The organism is Bacillus sp. 22-7, from assembly GCF_010628845.1.
Classification (GTDB): Bacteria; Bacillota; Bacilli; order Bacillales; family Cytobacillaceae; genus Cytobacillus; species Cytobacillus firmus_B.
This window is the reverse complement of the sequence record NZ_NJQY01000011.1, coordinates 115,883-134,962: the sequence shown is the minus strand read 5'-3', so window position 1 is coordinate 134,962 and position 19,080 is coordinate 115,883. Positions and strand designations below refer to the sequence as shown.

The window sequence follows — 19,080 nt, the reverse complement described above, 5'->3', positions numbered from 1 at the left end:
TCGGGCCTTTACGGGCAGTTTGACCCCCGCCTATCCTCCTTTGTGATTCCTCTGAGTCTTGAAGTGGGGGTCTTACTGTCCGTTAGACTGCGATAAGAATGCGCATAGCAGTTTTTTAGAGAGGGCAGAGAATGGCCCTCTTTTTCTCTTGTCCAGTAATGCGAATAAAACCTCTGAAACTATGGGTATATTGTTGATACTGAATTGATGGCAGATAATTGGTGGAGATATTGTGTATTTATTATTGGTTGTACTTGTCTATATTTTTTTTGCCTGGAAATTCGTCGATTGGAAAAGATGGAAAGAATACTATCCAACTGTCCAATTTTATATCATTGCCAACTTTCTATATAATTTTTTATTTTATAATCATACCCTATGGGCCTATAGGGCAGTTACGCTGGATTGGCTGAATCACACGTTTATTGAAATCACCTTCACTTTGTTGATTATTCCGGTCGTCGTCATGATTTACCTTCGCTATTTTCCGGAAAAAAATCTAAAGAAAAAGATTTTTTATACTGGCGTGTGGATCGTTTATTTCTCAGTGCTGGAGTATTTGTTTTCTAAAAAGGGATTGTTTGTTTATGATAATGGGTGGAATTTCTGGTGGTCTGTGCTGTTTAATCTCATCATGTTCATCATGCTGCGAATGCATTATAAAAAACCGGGGATTGCTATGGCAGTTTCGCTTCCTATCATTGCGATTCTATTATGGCTCTTTCATCCGCATCTGATCGATTTGAAATAATGATTGAATGGTTTCGGAAACATTTTGCCCTAAAGAAAATGAAACATGGTGCACAATTTTAAAAGCCTTGCATATTCTAAGTATTAAATTCCTGTCAGGATAAGCCTACTTGCATCCTGGCGGGAAATTTATTACAATAGTCATATTCTTATACTAAAATGCTTAGATAAGGAGCAGTAGTGGTGCAGCGCCCGTTTTAAGAGAGTTGACGGCAGGTGCAAGTCAGCCGGGCACATCATGAACTCGCCTTTGAGCAGCAAGTGTGAAATACCAGTAATGCTTGCCGTTTTCCGCGTTAAGGATGAATGAAGCGAGTGACATGTTCACTAATGTGGGTGGTACCGCGGGAGATTTATACATAATCCTCTCGTCCCTTTTTTGGGATGAGGGGTTTTTTTATTTTATTTTCATTAATAGGAGGAAACAAAAATGAGTTTCAATCATCAGGAGATTGAAAAAAAGTGGCAGGGCCACTGGGAAGAAAATAAAACATTCAAAACAACTGAAGATAAAGGCAAGCGCAAGTTTTATGCGCTTGATATGTTCCCATATCCTTCAGGCGCTGGTCTACACGTTGGCCACCCGGAAGGATATACGGCAACAGATATCCTTTCCCGCATGAAGCGCATGCAGGGCTATAATGTCCTTCATCCGATGGGCTGGGATGCATTTGGTTTACCTGCAGAGCAATATGCACTTGATACAGGGAATGACCCGGCAGAATTCACAGAACAGAATATCAACACCTTCCGCCGCCAGATCAAGGCGTTAGGCTTCTCCTATGACTGGGATCGTGAAGTAAACACAACAGACCCTGAATACTATAAATGGACTCAATGGATCTTCTTAAAGCTTTATGAAAAAGGGCTTGCTTATATCGATGAAGTAGCTGTTAACTGGTGTCCTGCACTTGGAACAGTACTTGCAAATGAAGAGGTTATCGACGGAAAAAGCGAGCGCGGAGGCCATCCGGTAGAACGCCGCCCAATGAGACAGTGGATGCTGAAAATTACGGCTTATGCGGATCGCCTGCTTGAAGATCTTGATTTATTGGATTGGCCAGAGAGCCTTAAGGATATGCAGCGCAACTGGATCGGCCGCTCTGAAGGAGCCGAAGTGACATTCAATATTGAAGGACATGATGGCACATTCACCGTATTCACAACACGTCCTGACACATTATATGGTGCAACATATGCTGTACTTGCTCCAGAGCACGCGCTTGTTGATAAGATCACCACAGAGGGGCAGCAAGAAGCAGTTCAGGCTTACATTGACAAAGTAAAGAGCAAGAGCGATCTTGAGCGGACAGATCTTGCTAAAGAAAAAACGGGTGTCTTTACTGGTGCGTACGCGATCAACCCGGCTAACGGCGAAAAAATGCCAATCTGGATTGCAGATTATGTACTAGTCAGCTATGGAACAGGTGCCATCATGGCGGTTCCGGCACATGACGAGCGCGACTATGAGTTCGCCAAGCAATTTGATCTGCCTATTAAAGAAGTCGTTGCCGGGGGAGATGTTGATAAAGAAGCATACACTGGCGATGGCGAGCATGTGAATTCAGGTTTCCTTGATGGTTTAAACAAAGAGGACGCTATTGAGAAAATGATTGCCTGGCTTGAAGAAAAAGGTATTGGCACTAAGAAGGTTACTTACCGTCTTCGTGACTGGTTATTCAGCCGCCAGCGCTATTGGGGCGAGCCGATTCCAGTCATCCACTGGGAAGATGGCACAATGACTGCCGTGCAGGAAGATCAGCTTCCATTAGTGCTTCCAAAAACAACGGAGATCAAGCCATCCGGTACTGGTGAGTCACCATTAGCCAACATCGATGATTGGGTTAATGTTGTGGATCCGGAAACTGGTAAAAAAGGCCGCAGGGAAACGAACACAATGCCGCAATGGGCAGGCAGCTGCTGGTACTACCTTCGCTATATTGATCCGAAAAATAGTGAAGCTCTTGCAGATCCCGAGAAATTAAAAGAATGGCTTCCGGTTGATATATATATCGGAGGAGCTGAACATGCGGTTCTTCACCTTCTATATGCCCGCTTCTGGCACAAGGTCCTTTACGATGTGGGAGTTGTCCATACGAAGGAACCGTTCCAAAAGCTATTCAACCAGGGTATGATTCTTGGGGAAAACAATGAGAAAATGAGTAAATCAAAAGGCAATGTCGTTAACCCGGATGAAATCGTAGAGAGCCATGGTGCAGATACTCTTCGTTTATACGAAATGTTCATGGGGCCGCTTGAAGCTTCCATCGCCTGGTCTACAAATGGATTGGATGGCTCAAGAAGATTCCTTGACCGCATCTGGCGATTGTTTGTGGAAGAGACTGGTGAATTAAGCCCGAGAATTCAAGACATTGAAGAAGGCAGCAGTCTTGAAAAGGTTTACCACCAAACGGTGAAAAAAGTAACTGAGGACTACGAAGGACTTCGTTTTAACACAGCTATTTCTCAAATGATGGTATTCATTAACGAAGCTTATAAAGCAGATGTGCTGCCAAAAACTTTTGCAGAAGGTTTTGTTAAAATGCTTTCACCAATCGCTCCTCATATTTCAGAAGAGCTTTGGTCAAAATTTGGCCATGATGAGTCCATTGCTTATGAAGCCTGGCCGGCATTTGATGAAGCCAAAATGGTGGATGACGAGGTCGAAATCGTGATTCAAATCAACGGCAAAGTCAAAGCGAAGCTAATGGTTCCGGCCGATGCCAAAAAAGACCTGTTGGAGCAAATCGCAATGGGTGATGAAAAAGTAAAAGAGCAAATTGATGGAAAAACTGTCCGTAAAGTCATTGCAGTACCGGGCAAGCTTGTAAACATCGTTGCAAATTAAGTTATATTGAGATGAACCACCCTTTGTTTGATCAAGGGTGGTTTTTTTGTATTTGTGTTAAAGAAACTTCTCATTTTTTTTTTTTTTCGTGCCATATAGGGTATTATAGGAGTGGCAGCATTAGTAAAGGCAAAGTGCTATTTAAAAAGTTTTCAGGAAAGGGTGTTAGGTTTGGACCGTATTGAAGAGATTACCACTGATGAATTGCAGAAAAAGCTGGAGGCTGGAGAGAAGCTTGAGCTTGTAGATGTTAGAGAAGATGAAGAGGTGGCATCCGGAATGATTCCAGGAGCCAGACATATCCGCATGGGCACGATCCCTGAGAATCTTGATAAATTTGATAAAGAGACTGAGTACATTATTATATGCCGCTCTGGCAATCGCAGCGGAAATGTTTGTCATTACATGCAGGAACAAGGATATAAGGTGCGCAATATGGCTGGCGGCATGATGAACTGGCAGGGGAAAACGGAATAATATCCAAACGGGGCTAATTAGGCTCCGTTTTTTTAAGTTTTTTAATTTTAAAAATTCGGAAAATTGACCAAGCTAATAAAAAACGCTGGGAGGAGAATTCCTGTGATTAAGGTAAAATTATTCGATCACGAGCATGAAAAAGACCTAGAAAAGGATATGAATCATTTTCTGGAGAAGATTGAGGAGAAAAAGCTGCTGGATATAAAATATAATGTGGCCGCAGTGCAGGAGGATGAAGACGAACAGATTTATTGTTTCTCTGCCATGGTAATATATAGAGCCTGACTCTAGTGCATCAGGCTCTATCTTTATTACACGGTATGTGCAGATGATGCTGCATTTAATCCGGCTAACCGGCCTGTTACAAGTGCAGAAGTGATATTGTATCCGCCTGTGTAGCCATGGATGTCGAGGATTTCTCCGCAGAAGAAAAGACCTTCCATCATTTTTGAAGCCATTGTCTGCGGTTCGATTTCTTTGACGGAAACACCTCCGCCGGTAACAAAAGCTTTATCGAGAGGCAAAGTGCCGGTTACTTTAAACTGAAAAGATTTGCAGCCCTTAACAAAGCCTCTGATTTTTTCATTGGAAATAGCTGCCCCCTGTGCAGATGGATCAATTCCGTTCTGCTCAAGAAGAAACAAAAGATACCTTTCCGGAAGCAGCCCTTTTAAGAGGTTTTTAATGATTTTCTTCGGTTCTTCTTTAATCTTTTTGGACACTTCCTGAAAAAGAGGTTCTTCCTTTGTATCCGGGAGTGCATCCAGGTTCATGGTTACTTCTTTCAAATTCCACTTCTTCATCGCTTTCACCGCATACTGGCTGCAGCGCAAGACCGCCGGGCCGCTAATGCCGAAATGGGTGAAAATCATATCCATCCGATGTGTTATAAGCGCTTTTCCTTTAGGGTTTAAAACACTAAGTGCCACACTCCGAAGCGACAATCCCTGCAGCGCTTTTTCTTTAATAAAGCTCTCTGAAGATGTCAGCGGAACCTCAGTTGGAAAAAGCTCCGTAATAGTATGGCCTGCTTTTTCAGCCCATGCATAGCCGTCACCGGTTGAGCCTGTGTGAGGAACTGACTTTCCTCCGACTGCTATCACAACAGAGTGTGCTTCATAAACATCGCCTGTTTTTAATTCTACCGATTTCACCCTGCCATTTTCATAGTGAACATCCTGGATCGGGCTGTCTGTTTTGATATCGACCTTTAGTTCCTTCAGCCTTGAAATTAAGGCATCAACAACCGATTGCGCTTTGTCGGTAACGGGAAACATCCGCCCATGATCTTCCTCTTTCAGCTCAATTCCCAAATTCTCAAAGAAGCGGATAATATCTTCATTGCTGAAGATGGAAAATGCACTATACAAAAATCTCCCATTGCCGGGGATATGCTTAATGATTTCATCTACTGGGAGCCTGTTTGTGACATTGCACCGGCCTCCGCCGGAAATGGCAAGCTTCCTTCCAAGCTTGTTTCCTTTGTCAATGAGAAGGACCTTTGCCTTCTTTTCCGCAGCACCGATTGCTGCCATCAATCCCGAAGGACCTCCGCCTATCACTATTACATCATATTTCATGGTTTCACCAACTTATCTAAATTCGCTAAGTAAACAATAGATTCATTATAAATCAAATATCCTATTTCTAAAAATAATCCCTCATTATACGGTATTGCAAGTGGAATTTCCCCGGCAAGAAGAGTACACTACAAATAGTGTGTCTAAAAAGATAGAAATATGACGAACGCAGCTCGGCATTCATATACAGTTCTAGATTACTGCGCAGCTTTTTTAAGGAAGGGATTATATGTCATCTAAGCTTTTAAAGGGAACCTTCATCCTTACACTTGGCACCATTATTTCGAAGGTTCTTGGTTTGTTTTATGTTATTCCTTTTTATCAAATAGTCGGTAAGGAAGGGACAGCCCTTTATTCCTTTTCGTATACACCTTATACAATCTTTATTAGTATCGCAACTGCAGGGGTTCCGCTGGCAGTTTCAAAGTTTATCTCTAAATATAATGCAATAGAGGAGTATGCTGTCGGCAGAAAGCTGTTCAAGTCAGGTTTGGTGATCATGACTGCAAGCGGAGTCATCTCCTTCCTGATCCTGTTCTTCCTTGCTCCAACGGTTGCCGAAATGACCCTGGCAGGGGAAGATGTGGAGGTAAGTGTTGAAGATGTAACAACCGTTATCAGAGCAGTATCATTTGCCTTGATTATTATTCCCTTCATGAGTCTGATAAGAGGATTTTTCCAGGGGCACCAGTCCATGGGGCCTACTGCGGTTTCACAGGTGGTGGAGCAGATTGTCCGCATCCTGTTTGTGCTTGCGGGTGCATATGTCGTTTTAAATGTTATGGAAGGCTCTATCACTACGGCAATCAGTGTCGCCACTTTCGCAGCTTTTATTGGCGGACTCGGAAGTCTCGGGGTGTTATTCTGGTATTGGTATAAGCGCAAGCCGCATTTGGATAAAATGCTTGAAGAAGATAAAGGAACAGTGGACATCTCTCTCAAGGAAATATATAAAGAAATCATTCTTTATGCTGCACCTTTTGTGTTTGTGGGTCTTGCAAATCCGCTCTTTCAATTCATCGATCAGATTACATTTACAAGAGCGATGGACGCTATTGGCGAAGCAGGCAATGCTGTAGCAGCATTCTCTGTCCTGAACTTTGAGACACATAAGCTGGTCATCATTCCTGTCTCACTTGCCACAGCTTTCTCGCTGACGCTTGTGCCGAGTGTGACGAAAGCATTTATGGAAGAAGATCGGGCAGACTTAAACCGCCAGCTGAACCAGACGTTCCAGGTGCTATTATTTCTGACTCTTCCTGCCGTGGCAGGCTTGTCCCTGCTTGCAGAGCCCGTTTTTACCCTATTCTATGAGCATAAAGATTTGGGTACTGAAGTGTTGAGAACATATGCACCGGTGGCAATTCTCTTTGCTTATTTTTCGGTAACAGCAGCCATTCTGCAGGGAATCAATGAACAGCGTTTCACAATTTTGAGTTTGCTGACAGGCCTGCTTGTAAAGCTGTCATTGAATATTCCGCTCATAAAACTGTTCGAAACACAGGGAGCCGTTTTTGCCACAGCGCTTGGCTATATTGCGGCGATCTTAATTAACCTTTATGTCATAAAAACATATGCCAAATATCCATTCAAGCTTGTTTTAAGACGTGGTATGCTAATTGTATTATTTACTGCATGCATGTACATTGCTGCAGGCTTGGTTTATCAAATTACCACCAGCTTCTTATCGCCTGCATCCAGTGTCGGGGCAATAATTATTGTCATCATCTGCGGAGCAGCAGGAGCCGGAGTTTATTTCTACCTAAGCTTCAGAACAAAACTAATCTATCTCCTGTTCGGATCAAGGGTTGATAGAATGCTGAAGAAATTAAGACTGAAAGCATAAAAAATAAAAGGTCTCCATGATGGGGGCCTTTTCTAAAGAATTCCTAGGGTTTGTTTTAGTTGCCTTTATACCAAAGCACAGAGTTGATCTTCGCTGTGGGTACTTGATCCTCGAAAATGCTGACGCATTTTCTTCCTGCGATGTTCAGTCGAGAAAGTTTATTCAATGTCCTGCGGGAGTAGCTGCAGGCGCTAAGCGACGAGGCGGCTCACCGCCTGCCCCGCGGAAAGCAAGTGACCCGTGCTGAAATCAACGGGCAGAATATTTAAGGTATTTTACTAACGAACTTAAAACTAAATTAGGGTAAATTTGATTAATATGGAGGGTCATTATGAGAATAGACAAAATGCTCGCCAATCTCGGCTACGGCAGCCGCAAGGATGTTAAAAAGCTTTTAAAAGATGGAGCAGTAACAGTTAATGATGAGAAAGTAAAGGATCCAAAACAACATGTGGATCCTGAACAGGATGTCGTTGTCATCAACGGCGAAAAAGTTGAATACAAGGAATTCATTTATTTAATGATGAACAAACCGCCTGGCGTCATTTCCGCAACCGAGGACTCACAATCTGAGACCGTGGTGGACCTGCTCGAAATGGAAGACCTTGTGTTTTCTCCTTTTCCGGTAGGGCGTCTCGATAAGGATACAGAAGGGCTTTTGCTTCTGACGAATGATGGCCAGTTGTCCCATCGCCTGCTTTCACCCAAAAAACATGTCCCCAAAACCTATTTTGCAGTCATAGACAGTGAAGTTACAGCAGAGGATATAGCCGCATTTCAAAAAGGGGTTATATTGGACGATGGCTATGAAACTAAGCCTGGGACATTAAAAATTCTTAAGTCCGGCATCACCTCTGATATAGAATTAACAATAACAGAAGGCAAGTTCCATCAAGTGAAAAGGATGTTCGAAGCTGTGGGAAAAAGAGTCATTTACTTAAAGAGACTTTCCATGGGCCCGCTCGAGCTGGATGAGACATTGGAATTGGGAGAATATCGGGAATTGACGGAAGAAGAGCTTGATAAGCTGATGAATTATGAAGTGGGATAAGACAGAAAAATCGCCCTGAGAGCAGGGCGATTTTTTATTTATTATGCTGTTTTTGCTTTGAGTATTAAGATGACATCTTTACTTTCTTTTGAGTAATAGTCCATTTGCCTCTGCTCGGACTCTTAACCAAGTCATTGTAGGCGAGGACATTTAAATCTCTTTGAATGGTGCGAGGAGTGATGCCAAATTCCTCTACAAGCTCCTGAGTTGTTACAGTTCCGCGCTTACTTATAAACATGTAGACGGATTTTACACGGTTTAACATCCGGTTAGTCGAAGGTTTCAAAAAACCACTCCCTATCCTTTTTTCAAACCCCATGGCAATTTTCTGCAACCGACAGCTACATTGAAGGTTAACCTTCAATCGTATGTAGTTTTCTTTTCCCCAGACAACCCCTTTATACTCTGGTTTTTAGTCAAGATGTCATACCTCTGACTATATTGTAACGCTATTATCTGATTATTTCTACTTCAAGGCTAAAATTTTACAAAATATTTATAATGGTGCTTCTTTTTTTAGTCTTTGCGTTCCCCCCTTTTTTGATGTATGTTTAATTCCCTAAATTTCTGTAATTAAACTTCGATGCGAAAAGGCATTATTACTATACCTTATGGCAGAAGGGGCTTGTAATATGTACAGAAAATTCTAAAATATGCTCTAAATTTTCCTATATCCTAAAATTTGTTTTTTGATTATAATCAATTGGTATATTTATCGCAGTCAAATTGCCCGTAAAGGCCCGAAGAAGGACAAAGACTAAGAACGCCACATCCTCCCAAAAGCTAACGCTTTCGGTCGTGCGATGCTCATGCTGACGAAGCCTTCCTTGTCCTGTGGGCCACAACTAACAATCAGTGGGGATAAGGAACCCCCCACTGATTGAAGTTTCACTTTATAAGATTGAAAGGAAGAAAAGTTATGGAAGCTCACACTCTGAGAGATCGCCTGGTATACCCGAAGGAAAGTATTTATTTTGCATTTGTTGCCTTATTTAGTATTGTGTCTTATATTTTTCTCGCATTTTCTATTATTGGGATTGTAATTATTTTAACTTTGATCCTTGTATCTCTCTTGTTCCATGGAATTATGATGGGAGGCATCAGAAGAAACGGGGTAAGAATAAGTGAGAAACAGTTTCCGGAGATTTATGAAAAAGCAGTAATGACTGCGAAGGAAATGGGTTTACAGGATCTGCCGGATATTTACGTAATTGAGTCTGAAGGGGTTCTAAATGCCTTTGCCACCAGATTTTTCAGAAGAAATATGGTTGTCTTATATTCTGGTATTTTTGAGCTGGTTGAGCGGGGAGCTGAAAAGGAAGTGCTGTTCGTCCTGGCCCATGAGTTCGCTCATTTAAAAAGAAAACATGTTATCATAAGTCTCCTGCTCCTTCCTGCTATGTGGGTTCCATTCCTGGGGAATGCGTACCTGAGAGCATGCGAGTATACATGTGATCGTTATGCTGCCTTTTATATAAAGTCTTTTGAAGCATCAAGGGATGCTTTAACCATGCTTGCCATTGGAAAAGACCTTTATCCTAAGGTCAATAAACAGGCATATATGGAGCAGCTTCAAACAGAAACTGGATTTTTTGTCTGGCTGAATGAAAAACTATCCACGCACCCGCACTTGCCAAAAAGAATATATGCCCTATCGAAGTTTTTTGCCAATGAATCTACAGTTGAATTAAAAGAACCGAAGGGCAGAGTTTGGATTGGAGCAGCAGTGTCAGTCCTATCTTTGACGATTTTATCCGGAGGACTCTGGTTTGGTTTTAAAACACTTGAAAAAATGGATTTATGGACTGAAACGGTTATGGGGATTGAAGGTGCCACCTCACTAATGAACGCAGCGAGCGAAAATGATACTGACATGGTTCACACATTATTGACTGATGGTGCGGATATTGAGGAAACGGATGCAGACGGCACTACTGCATTACATTGGGCTGTTTCTTATGGCCAGTATGACAGCGCTGCTCTTCTGCTCGAAAGTGGGGCTAACCCTAATGTGATCGATAACTATCAAACCTCTCCTTTAATGAGTGCGGTGTTCAATGAGGATATTGAAATGGCTGCGCTGCTTCTGGAGTATGGTGCTGATCCCGCTGTGAAAGATGCCGAGGGCTATACAGCCTATGATTACGCAAAGGACTTTGAAAATATAGAATTAATGGAAATCCTCCAGCCATAAAAAAACTGCCTCTTTGAAGGGCAGTTTTTTTTATGGCTTTAAAAATATTAAATTAGTGCAAACTTTTTCCAGCGATATTCGTATGTATAGTCAGGAGGAGAGAAAATGAAGCTATTAAACGTTGAAATTGCATCAGCAGGCTATGAAAATGAAAAACCGATTATACATAATATTCAATTTGATTTACAGGATGGGGAATTAATCGGCCTTATAGGACCAAACGGCGCTGGAAAAAGCACAACGATAAAAACGATTCTGGGATTAATGGAGCATAAAAAGGGAGCAGTGGAATTTAAGGAGGGAGTGAAATATTCCTATATTCCGGAACGGCCTATTTTCTATGATGAGCTGACACTTTGGGAACACCTGGATTTTACAGCGGCAGTGGAAGGATTGCCGGAATTACATTATAAGAAGAAAGCAGAGGAGTTCTTAAAAGAGTATAACCTGTCTGAACATGCTCACAAGTTTCCCGGGACTTTTTCAAAAGGAATGCAGCAAAAGGCTATGCTGATTCTGGCAATGATTGCCAATCCGGATGTCTATATCATTGATGAACCGTTTATTGGGCTGGATCCTAATGCAATGAAACTGTTTCTGGAATCAATTGATCGGGAAAGGCAAAGAGGCGCAGGCATTCTCATGTCCACGCATGTTCTGGATACAGCAGAGAAAGTATGCAGCCGCTTCTTAATTGTGCATGAGGGGCAGTTGAAGGCTTCAGGCACATTATCTGATATCAGGCGGCAATGCGGTCTTCCTGCTGGGTCACTTTATGAATGTTTTCATCAGATCGCAGAGGGGAACCGCAATGAAAAGTAACTCTCTCTTTCTCAGAAGGCTAATAAACAGCTGGAGTTATCAGTTTGGTATTTTCCGTTCCATTGCAGATTGGACCATCATGGTCTATCTCATTGTTCCGGGAACTGTCATCTTTGGAATGATCTATCGCTCCTGGTGGCTGGAAACTCCGGAGTGGATGGCTGGCCTGCCATTGTTTCTCCTATTCTTTCTGTTCTATATTTTTTCATGGATGGGAAATTTCCGTCCATTTGTATTAGAGGCAGATAAGGTATTTCTGGTAAAAAATAAGACCCTCTTTATGGGAATGAGAAAATGGGGATTTGTTTACTCACTATTTTTTCAAGCAATGGGTACAGTAGCAATGATTGCTGTTTTTCTTCCCTTTTTAAAGAATAGATATCTTTTGGAATGGAGCCAAATTGCTGTCTTCCTGCTCTTTTTCATCTCAATGAAATGGTCTATTATGATAGTTTCTTATTTTTTGAAAAGGATTGAAGGGAAATTAAAAAGATATGTGATCACCTTTGTGCTGTTTGTACTCTTAAGCTGGTTCAGCCAGCTTGTATATTCACTCTGGTCTATCGGTGCAGAATTTCCGGTTATAATTGCATCAGCATTGCTGCTTTCAGGTGCACTAATAAGAGCTTCCCGGCTGCTGAAAAAAATCTCAGCCTTAGAATTTGAGGTTATGCTTGAACAAGAAGAAAAAACAAAGTATATAAAATGGATATTTATGATGGCTCCTGATCTGGAAAAGCCAGTTGTTTCAATGCGGACAAAACCGCTATTATTCAGAAACTCCAGAAGGATCTTTAATAAGAGAACACCTATAACGGGACTGGCAGAATTATTTTTAAAGATTTTATTCGAAACCCCTCGTATATTTTCAGTTATTTTCAAATTATTTCCGTGAGCGCTGCCGGCATTCTTCTTATACCGCCTCTATGGATTAAGGTGATTGTATCAGTTGTCTTTCTTTTCCTGATGTATTCCTGGCTCTCCCTTACTTGGGATAAAGCCATTATGTCTCACCCTTTTACTAAAAAATACAGTGAAAAGGATTTTTACTTTACTGCGAGAAATAGGACTGTTTTAGCCCTTTTCCTCATCGCCATTTTACTCTTAGGGCTGTTTTTAAGCGCCTCAACGCTCATCTTGGCAAGGTTCAGCTTTCCTGATGCATAATAAATGTATGTTTCATTAAACTATCCCATAAGCAAAAGGCGGACAAAATGGGTTATAATGGGGAAATCATAAATGTTCAAGTTAAGGAGGCAACTGTATGAACGTATTGGATTGGCAAAAAGAGGTTAATAAGAGAAAAGATGAATTAATAAAGGATACTCAAAACCTTTTGAGAATCAGAAGTCTGCTGGACGAAGAGAATGCAACAGATGATGCTCCCCTTGGTGAAGGTGTAAAAGAAGCGCTCGATTTCATGCTTGCACTTGGTGAAAAGGATGGATTCACTGCAAAAAATGTCGGCAGCCTGGCTGGTCATCTGGAATTCGGCGAAGGCGAAGAAATTGTTGGAGTACTTTGTCACGTTGACGTGGTTCCGGAAGGAGATGGATGGACAAGCGACCCGTTTGGTGCAGAGATTCGCGATGGAAAGATCTTTGCCAGAGGGGCGATTGACGACAAAGGCCCAACGATGGCTGCTTATTACGCCATGAAAATTGTGAAGGAATTAGAGCTGCCTTTAAGCAAACGGGTCCGAATGATTATCGGAACAGATGAAGAAAGCGATTGGCGCTGTGTGGAGCATTATTTCAAACACGAAGAAATGCCTTCAATTGGATTTGCTCCGGATGCAGATTTCCCAATTATTTATGCTGAAAAAGGCATCTCTGATTTTGATCTTGTCCAAACTGGATACAACGAAGAAGCAGACAGAGAAGTATTGGCAGAGGTTGTCTATTTCCAGGCAGGAAGAAGATATAACATGGTTCCTGATTTTGCAAAAGCCAGTCTTGTGGTTCACCTTGAACATACTGAAGTGGTGCAAAGGTATATTAATTTCCTGAAAAAGACAGAGCTTGAAGGCAAGTATTACATAGATAATGGCGAGCTGATACTCGAACTCCAGGGAATCTCAGCACATGGGATGGAGCCTGATAATGGGAAAAATGCCGGTATACTGATGGCATCATTCCTGGCTTCTCTTCAGCTGGATGAGAAGGCATGCCAATATTTTCAGTTTGTATCACAATACTTATGTGATGATTCCAGAGGAAGAAAGCTTGGCATCGCCTGCACGGATGATATTACAGGCGACTTAACCATCAATGTAGGCAAACTTTCATATACGAAGGAAAATGGCGGCCGTTTAGGCTTTAATGTACGCTATCCCGTTACAAATGATATGGGAGAAACGAAAAACAAGCTTGAGTCTCTAATCGAAAACGAACATTTCAGATTGGAGAATTTCTCAGATGCCAAGCCTCATCATGTGGAAGAAGATGATGTTTTGATTCAAACACTGAAAAAAGTATATGAACAGCAGACTGGCGAAAAGGCAGAGCTTTTATCCATTGGCGGGGGGACATATGCACGCTCATTGAAATCAGGAGTTGCATTTGGCCCGCTCTTCCCAGGCAGGGAAGATGTCGCACATCAAAAAGATGAATATATGTTTATTGAGGATTTGTTAAAGGCTGCAGCCATTTATGCACAGGCGATTTATGAACTTGCGAAATAACTTTGAAACCTGATAGGATGGCTGAAAGGTTTTAAATACAGCTGACAGATAGACATACAAATCATATACAGGGAGTGTCGGGAAATGGAATATGTCATTTTGAATGGTAATTTGATCGAACGTTCAAAAGCGAAAGTCGATATTGAGGATCGCGGTTATCAATTTGGTGATGGCGTCTATGAAGTAATCCGCGTCTATAACGGAAAAATGTTTACAGCAGATGAGCATCTTGAAAGGCTTCTTGAAAGCGGCAATAAAATAGAGCTGAACGTTCCTTATTCCAAGGATCAGCTTAAACAGATGCTTATAGAAATGATTGATAGAAATGATCTTGAACTGGGTATTGTTTATATGCAATTTTCCAGGGGGACTTCTCCTAGAAATCATGCATATCCTAATGCAGATGTTGCACCGGTGCTTACCGCCTATACCCGTGAAACCACTAGGCCGGTTGAATCAATGAGAAATGGAGTTAAAGCTATTCTGATTGAAGACATCCGCTGGCTGCGATGTGATATAAAGAGCCTGAATTTGCTGGGCAACATCATGGCGAAGCAAAAAGCAGCCCAATCCGGCTGCTTTGAAGCCATTCAGCATCGCGGAGATACGGTGACTGAGGGAAGTTCTTCTAATATAGCCATTGTAAAGGATGGAACACTTTATACACACCCTGCAACAAATTTGATCTTAAATGGCATTACCCGCCGCAAGATCAATGAGATCTGCAGGGAAAATGGAATAGCACTTAAAGAATCAGCTTTTACTAAGGAAGATTTGCTGGCAGCAGATGAAGTCTTTATGTCCAGCACCTCAGCTGAAGTTACTCCGATTATCGAGATTGAAGGAAAGCCGGTTGGTAATGGAAGTCCTGGTCCCATCACAAATAAATTACAGAACTTTTTTGAAGAGGCTATTGAAAAACAGTGCGGCAGCTTGACGGTTAAAATTAGATAATTCTTAAACGAAAGACCCCAGGAATATTTTCTGGGGTCTTTTACCTTAGCTTATTCAAACTGAAACAGATCGCTTGAAAGGTATCTTTCTCCGGTATCGCAGACGATGAATACGACAACATCATCCGGCTTTAGCCTTTTTGCAACCTGGATGGCGGCATAGCAGGCAGCTCCAGAGGATGGACCGACTAATATCCCTTCTTCTCTTGCCATTCTGCGTGTGGTATCATATGCTTCTTCATCTTTGATTTGATGGATTTCATCATAAACATCCGTATTGAGAATTTCCGGAACAAATCCGGGACTTGTGCCGACAAGCTTGTGCCTGCCAGGCTTTCCGCCTGATAGGACGGGCGAGCCTTTTGGCTCCACTACATGCACTTCCAACCCCGTATAATGCTCTTTCAGAACTTCACCTGTGCCGGTAATCGTGCCGCCCGTACCTGCCGTGGCAACGAAGGCAGACAGTGGTTTGCCGATTTCCTTCATAGCCTCAATAATTTCGATGGCAGTTGAGTGGCGGTGCGCATCAGGGTTAGCGTTATTTTCAAATTGCATTGGCACAAAGCTGTTTGGAATTTCCTTAGCCAGTTCATTTGCTTTATTAATAGCACCGGGCATTTTGTCATCTCCAGGAGTCAGGACAACTTCTGCTCCATATGCTTTTAAAAGGTTGATGCGCTCTGCCGTCATAGTATCAGGCATAACCAGAATGGCCTTATAGCCGCGTGCTGCTGCATTCATTGCCAGCCCGATGCCGGTGTTTCCGCTTGTTGGTTCAATGATGGTTGAACCAGGTTTTAATTTGCCTGCTTTCTCCGCTTCGATAATCATATTATATGCCGCGCGGTCTTTTACACTGCGGCTTGGATTGTAGAATTCAAGCTTTGCATAAATGCTTGCGCCATTTTCAGGTGCCAGCTTATTTAATTTCACAAGTGGTGTATCTCCAATTAAGTCCGCAAGATTGTTGACAACTTTCATCTGACTCTCCCTTTCAAATATGACTTTATTTAATAACAAGGAAGTTTAATATATAGAACTATTATCTTTGTTATTTTATGTCCATTTGTTTATTTTCATCCTGATAAAGGAAATCTATATCTATCCGTAATATATCCATCATACTAAAACAGACTATTCCAATCAAATCAAAAGGAATTGGATGGATGACAAAAATAAGAGGACAAACAGAAACTATCTGCCAATTTCAACAGATGTTTGTTAAAATAAGTGGAAATATGGAGGAATATCAAGTGTCCAAACAAATGAATGCTCATTTTTTCTTTGCGGTGAAATTGCCGGATGAAACAAAGGAAAAGTTAAAGGAATATATGGAATGTGTAAGTCTCAAACTGCCTTTTAGCCGCTGGGTTCACCATGAAGATTATCATATTACTTTAGCATTCCTTGGATCTGCCCCCGAAGAAAAACTGCAGAAAGCATCCGGGCTTATCGCTGATTCCATCAGAAACGAAAAGACTTTTCCGCTGTACATCAGCAGACTTGGCGTATTCGGAAAACAAGAAGCGCCAAGAATTTTCTGGTGTGGAACACAGCAGGACAAACATCTTCAAGACTTAAGATTGAAAGTATATTCAGCCTGTCAGGAAGCTGGCTTTAAGTTGGAGACAAGACCGTTTAAGCCTCATATAACCATGGCAAGAAAATGGGCCGGTACAGGTCCATTTCAGCAAAGTCTGCTCGTTGTTAACAGTCCTTTTAAAGACGGGCACCTCGAGTTTGAGGCTTCAGAAGTTGTTCTATATCAAACTCATCTGGATAAATCGCCGAAATATGAAAGTATTGCCATCTTTCCGCTTTTGGCGGAATAAAATAATTACATACTTAAACAGTAAATGATAGATAGAAAGTTATTTACGAAAGCAGGGCTAGGAGAATGGGACAGTTAATTAAATTGCAGGATTATGTATCACGTTACCAGCAGGACATTTTTGTATATCCTTCCCGTTTTGTCAGGCTGAAAAAACAGCAGTGGGATAAATGGCATAAAACGTGGGAATCAAATGAATCCTTTACCCCTCGACCCGCGCAGCATGATACTTCGGGCACAGCGGACTGGTCCGATGAAGAAAAAGAGCCGCTGATGGAAAAAATAAAGGGGTTATTAAAAAGGGGCAGGAATGAAGAATTTGAGCAAAATGATCCTGTCGAAAATAAAGTGAAAAAGGAGGAAGATGTGCTTGAATTTGAAGCCTGGTTTGCTGTACGTCCAGAAACAATTGAGAATCTAAAACACCAGTTTCTGGACCAGCTTTACCGGTTCCAGATGAAATGGGCAACCTCCACACTAACGGAAAAATCCTTTCCCGAGAAGCACTACTATTATGATGAAAAGCTAAAATATTTTCTGCAGAGATATCCGGATACGTATCTTGTCATGTATAATCCGATCTTTTTATTGAAAAGGGCTCCTGTTGAAACAGAAATTATTGTCATAGGACCGACAGAGGTATGGTGCATCAGCTTTTTGGAGCAGGAAGATTCAGCGGTATTCACAGGTTCAAGGGATAGATTCTGGACAAAAAAGGGAAAAGGGGAAGAAAAAAAAGTCCTGAATCCGCTGCTTGCATTAAATAGAACAGAAAAAATTATCCGGAAAATATTTGAAATTCATTCTATTGAATTGCCGGTTAAAAAAGCTGTACTTACGCGAAATGGCTATATTGATTATCCTGCAGCACCGGCAGATGTACAGCTGGTCGAGAAAAGGACCTATGATCAATGGTTTCAGGCAATGAGAAGTCAGCGTTCTCCCCTCAAGCATGCTCAATTAAAAGGAGCACAGGCACTGCTTCAATATTGCCAGACTGCATCAGTCAAAAGACTGGAGTGGGAGAATCGGAATGAATCCTGAAACGTTCCACGGGGATAATCCACTTATGTTCATTATTAATCCGCAGGCGAAAAATGGTTATTGCCTGAAAGTCTGGGGAAAGGTTGAGCAGAAGCTGCAAGAGGAAAATATCTCTTACTCTGCCGTCAGGACAGAATACCGCGGCCATGCCAGGGAATTGGCAAAGATTTATATAGAACAGGCAGGCGAACAAAGGTTGTATCTTGTTGCTGTGGGCGGAGACGGAACGGTTCATGAAGTGATGAATGGCGCGGCGGGTCATCAGAATGTGACTGTCGGGTTTATTCCGGGAGGGTCCGGGAACGACTTCTCGCGGGGCTTTGATATCCCTAAAGACCCGGAGGAATCTTTAACCGCAATACTTAAGGGAATTAGTCATTCTGTGAAGGGCGATATCGGAATGATTAGACACACAGATGGGAAAACAACATATTTTATTAATAATATGGGTGCAGGATTTGATGCACTGATTTCCCGGAAAGTAAACAGTTCAAAGATCAAGGGTATCTTGAATCAGCTTTCTCTGGGCAAATTTGTATACGCTCTCTTTCTTATAAAAGAACTGTTTTTCTATAAATGCTCTAATCTTGAAATCATCATTGACGGAAAAAAACATCAAATAAGGTCAGCCTGGTTTATCACTATTTCCAATCAGCCATTCTACGGAGGCGGTATGAAGATTTCTCCGGATGCAAACCCCTTTGATGGAATTCTAAATGTTACGGTAGTCCACAATATATCCAGGATTAAACTTTTGTTTGTATTTGCCTCTGTCTTCAAGGGGAGACATATAGGATTTAAAGAAGTCGCAATCCTGCAGGGCAGAAATATCAGCATTCGTTCTTCACACCCCATCCCTGCCCACGCAGATGGCGAGATTCTGGGCAGCACACCGATTTCAGCATCTGTTTGCCCGGAATTCATTTCAATAATTAAAGGATATGTTAAAGAAGGGTGATGACTTTTAGGAGAGAGCTGCTCTTAAATTACCGTCCTAC

The 19,080-nt window shown here is 41.9% G+C and carries 16 protein-coding genes, 1 pseudogene and 1 other annotated feature; of the genes and pseudogenes, 14 read left to right on the top strand and 3 right to left on the bottom strand.

Features of this window, described 5'->3' with window-relative positions; all coding sequences use genetic code 11:
- Positions 1-232: 232 nt before the first annotated feature.
- The 4 genes from CE058_RS10080 to CE058_RS10065 all read left to right on the top strand — a co-directional run bounded on the left by CE058_RS10080 (position 233) and on the right by CE058_RS10065 (position 4,360).
- Positions 233-751, top strand: a complete 519-nt coding sequence (locus CE058_RS10080; protein WP_048007809.1) for a CBO0543 family protein — start codon at positions 233-235, stop codon at positions 749-751.
- 154 nt (positions 752-905) lie between these two features.
- Positions 906-1,129, top strand: a binding site (T-box leader).
- A gap of 51 nt (positions 1,130-1,180) precedes the next feature.
- Positions 1,181-3,598: a leucine--tRNA ligase gene (gene leuS / locus CE058_RS10075; RefSeq protein WP_048007810.1), complete on the top strand. Its 2,418-nt coding sequence runs from the start codon at positions 1,181-1,183 to the stop codon at positions 3,596-3,598.
- A 171-nt stretch (positions 3,599-3,769) separates the two neighbouring features.
- Entirely contained in the window at positions 3,770-4,075 is a 306-nt protein-coding gene (locus CE058_RS10070; RefSeq protein WP_048007814.1) for a rhodanese-like domain-containing protein, read from the top strand.
- Between the two features lie 102 nt (positions 4,076-4,177).
- Positions 4,178-4,360: a sporulation protein Cse60 gene (locus tag CE058_RS10065; RefSeq protein ID WP_009333366.1), complete on the top strand. Its 183-nt coding sequence runs from the start codon at positions 4,178-4,180 to the stop codon at positions 4,358-4,360.
- Between the two features lie 26 nt (positions 4,361-4,386).
- On the opposite strand, the gene CE058_RS10060 is transcribed toward CE058_RS10065, so the two are convergent.
- Positions 4,387-5,655 (bottom strand): BaiN/RdsA family NAD(P)/FAD-dependent oxidoreductase, encoded by a 1,269-nt coding sequence (locus CE058_RS10060; protein ID WP_163142314.1) that lies wholly within the window; start codon positions 5,653-5,655, stop codon positions 4,387-4,389.
- Positions 5,656-5,884: 229 nt separating this feature from the next.
- Here CE058_RS10060 and CE058_RS10055 point away from each other — a divergent pair, with 229 nt between their 5' ends.
- A complete protein-coding gene (locus CE058_RS10055; protein ID WP_048007812.1) occupies positions 5,885-7,501 on the top strand; it encodes a putative polysaccharide biosynthesis protein in 1,617 nt (538 codons plus the stop codon).
- 331 nt (positions 7,502-7,832) lie between these two features.
- The gene (locus CE058_RS10050) at positions 7,833-8,552 is read left to right on the top strand and encodes a pseudouridine synthase (protein ID WP_163142313.1); all 720 of its coding nucleotides are present in this window, start codon (positions 7,833-7,835) and stop codon (positions 8,550-8,552) included.
- 64 nt (positions 8,553-8,616) lie between these two features.
- Here CE058_RS10050 and CE058_RS10045 read toward each other — a convergent pair whose 3' ends face one another.
- Positions 8,617-8,838: a DeoR family transcriptional regulator gene (locus CE058_RS10045; RefSeq protein WP_026041817.1), complete on the bottom strand. Its 222-nt coding sequence runs from the start codon at positions 8,836-8,838 to the stop codon at positions 8,617-8,619.
- Positions 8,839-9,471: 633 nt separating this feature from the next.
- On the opposite strand from CE058_RS10045, the gene CE058_RS10040 reads away from it, so the two are divergent.
- The 5 genes and pseudogenes from CE058_RS10040 to dat all read left to right on the top strand — a co-directional run bounded on the left by CE058_RS10040 (position 9,472) and on the right by dat (position 15,205).
- Positions 9,472-10,746, top strand: coding sequence for a M48 family metallopeptidase (locus CE058_RS10040; RefSeq protein WP_163142310.1), 1,275 nt, complete (start codon positions 9,472-9,474; stop codon positions 10,744-10,746).
- Between the two features lie 105 nt (positions 10,747-10,851).
- A complete protein-coding gene (locus CE058_RS10035) occupies positions 10,852-11,568 on the top strand; it encodes an ABC transporter ATP-binding protein (RefSeq protein ID WP_163142307.1) in 717 nt (238 codons plus the stop codon).
- Positions 11,522-12,735: pseudogene (locus CE058_RS10030) on the top strand (ABC transporter permease). Before CE058_RS10035 ends, CE058_RS10030 begins: the two are co-directional and overlap by 47 nt.
- Positions 12,736-12,832: 97 nt before the next feature.
- A complete protein-coding gene (pepV, locus tag CE058_RS10025) occupies positions 12,833-14,251 on the top strand; it encodes a dipeptidase PepV (protein ID WP_163142304.1) in 1,419 nt (472 codons plus the stop codon).
- An 84-nt stretch (positions 14,252-14,335) separates the two neighbouring features.
- A complete protein-coding gene (gene dat / locus CE058_RS10020) occupies positions 14,336-15,205 on the top strand; it encodes a D-amino-acid transaminase (RefSeq protein ID WP_163142300.1) in 870 nt (289 codons plus the stop codon).
- A 50-nt stretch (positions 15,206-15,255) separates the two neighbouring features.
- Here the strand turns inward: dat and cysK are convergent, their stop codons facing one another.
- Positions 15,256-16,188, bottom strand: a complete 933-nt coding sequence (gene cysK, locus CE058_RS10015; protein WP_048010817.1) for a cysteine synthase A — start codon at positions 16,186-16,188, stop codon at positions 15,256-15,258.
- Between the two features lie 272 nt (positions 16,189-16,460).
- Here cysK and thpR point away from each other — a divergent pair, with 272 nt between their 5' ends.
- The 3 genes from thpR to CE058_RS10000 all read left to right on the top strand — a co-directional run bounded on the left by thpR (position 16,461) and on the right by CE058_RS10000 (position 19,040).
- Positions 16,461-17,039 carry an RNA 2',3'-cyclic phosphodiesterase gene (gene thpR / locus CE058_RS10010; protein WP_053071379.1) on the top strand — a complete coding sequence of 193 codons (579 nt, stop codon included), beginning with the start codon at positions 16,461-16,463 and terminating at the stop codon, positions 17,037-17,039.
- Positions 17,040-17,104: 65 nt separating this feature from the next.
- On the top strand, positions 17,105-18,082 hold the full coding sequence (locus CE058_RS10005) for a nuclease-related domain-containing protein (RefSeq protein ID WP_048010818.1): 978 nt from the start codon (positions 17,105-17,107) through the stop codon (positions 18,080-18,082).
- Complete coding sequence (locus CE058_RS10000) at positions 18,072-19,040, top strand: diacylglycerol/lipid kinase family protein (RefSeq protein ID WP_163142297.1); 969 nt, start codon at positions 18,072-18,074, stop codon at positions 19,038-19,040. The genes CE058_RS10005 and CE058_RS10000 overlap by 11 nt, the downstream gene beginning before the upstream one ends.
- The last annotated feature ends 40 nt before the right edge of the window (positions 19,041-19,080 follow it).

What these genes read in the sequence shown, in the direction of transcription:
- cysK (WP_048010817.1), bottom strand. Translation starts at nt 16,188, where the DNA reads ATGAAAGTTGTCAACAATCTTGCGGACTTAATTGGAGATACACCACTT.
- CE058_RS10060 (WP_163142314.1), bottom strand. Translation starts at nt 5,655, where the DNA reads ATGAAATATGATGTAATAGTGATAGGCGGAGGTCCTTCGGGATTGATG.
- dat (WP_163142300.1), top strand. Translation starts at nt 14,336, where the DNA reads ATGGAATATGTCATTTTGAATGGTAATTTGATCGAACGTTCAAAAGCG.
- CE058_RS10035 (WP_163142307.1), top strand. Translation starts at nt 10,852, where the DNA reads ATGAAGCTATTAAACGTTGAAATTGCATCAGCAGGCTATGAAAATGAA.
- leuS (WP_048007810.1), top strand. Translation starts at nt 1,181, where the DNA reads ATGAGTTTCAATCATCAGGAGATTGAAAAAAAGTGGCAGGGCCACTGG.
- CE058_RS10005 (WP_048010818.1), top strand. Translation starts at nt 17,105, where the DNA reads ATGGGACAGTTAATTAAATTGCAGGATTATGTATCACGTTACCAGCAG.
- CE058_RS10040 (WP_163142310.1), top strand. Translation starts at nt 9,472, where the DNA reads ATGGAAGCTCACACTCTGAGAGATCGCCTGGTATACCCGAAGGAAAGT.
- CE058_RS10055 (WP_048007812.1), top strand. Translation starts at nt 5,885, where the DNA reads ATGTCATCTAAGCTTTTAAAGGGAACCTTCATCCTTACACTTGGCACC.
- CE058_RS10000 (WP_163142297.1), top strand. Translation starts at nt 18,072, where the DNA reads ATGAATCCTGAAACGTTCCACGGGGATAATCCACTTATGTTCATTATT.
- CE058_RS10050 (WP_163142313.1), top strand. Translation starts at nt 7,833, where the DNA reads ATGAGAATAGACAAAATGCTCGCCAATCTCGGCTACGGCAGCCGCAAG.
- pepV (WP_163142304.1), top strand. Translation starts at nt 12,833, where the DNA reads ATGAACGTATTGGATTGGCAAAAAGAGGTTAATAAGAGAAAAGATGAA.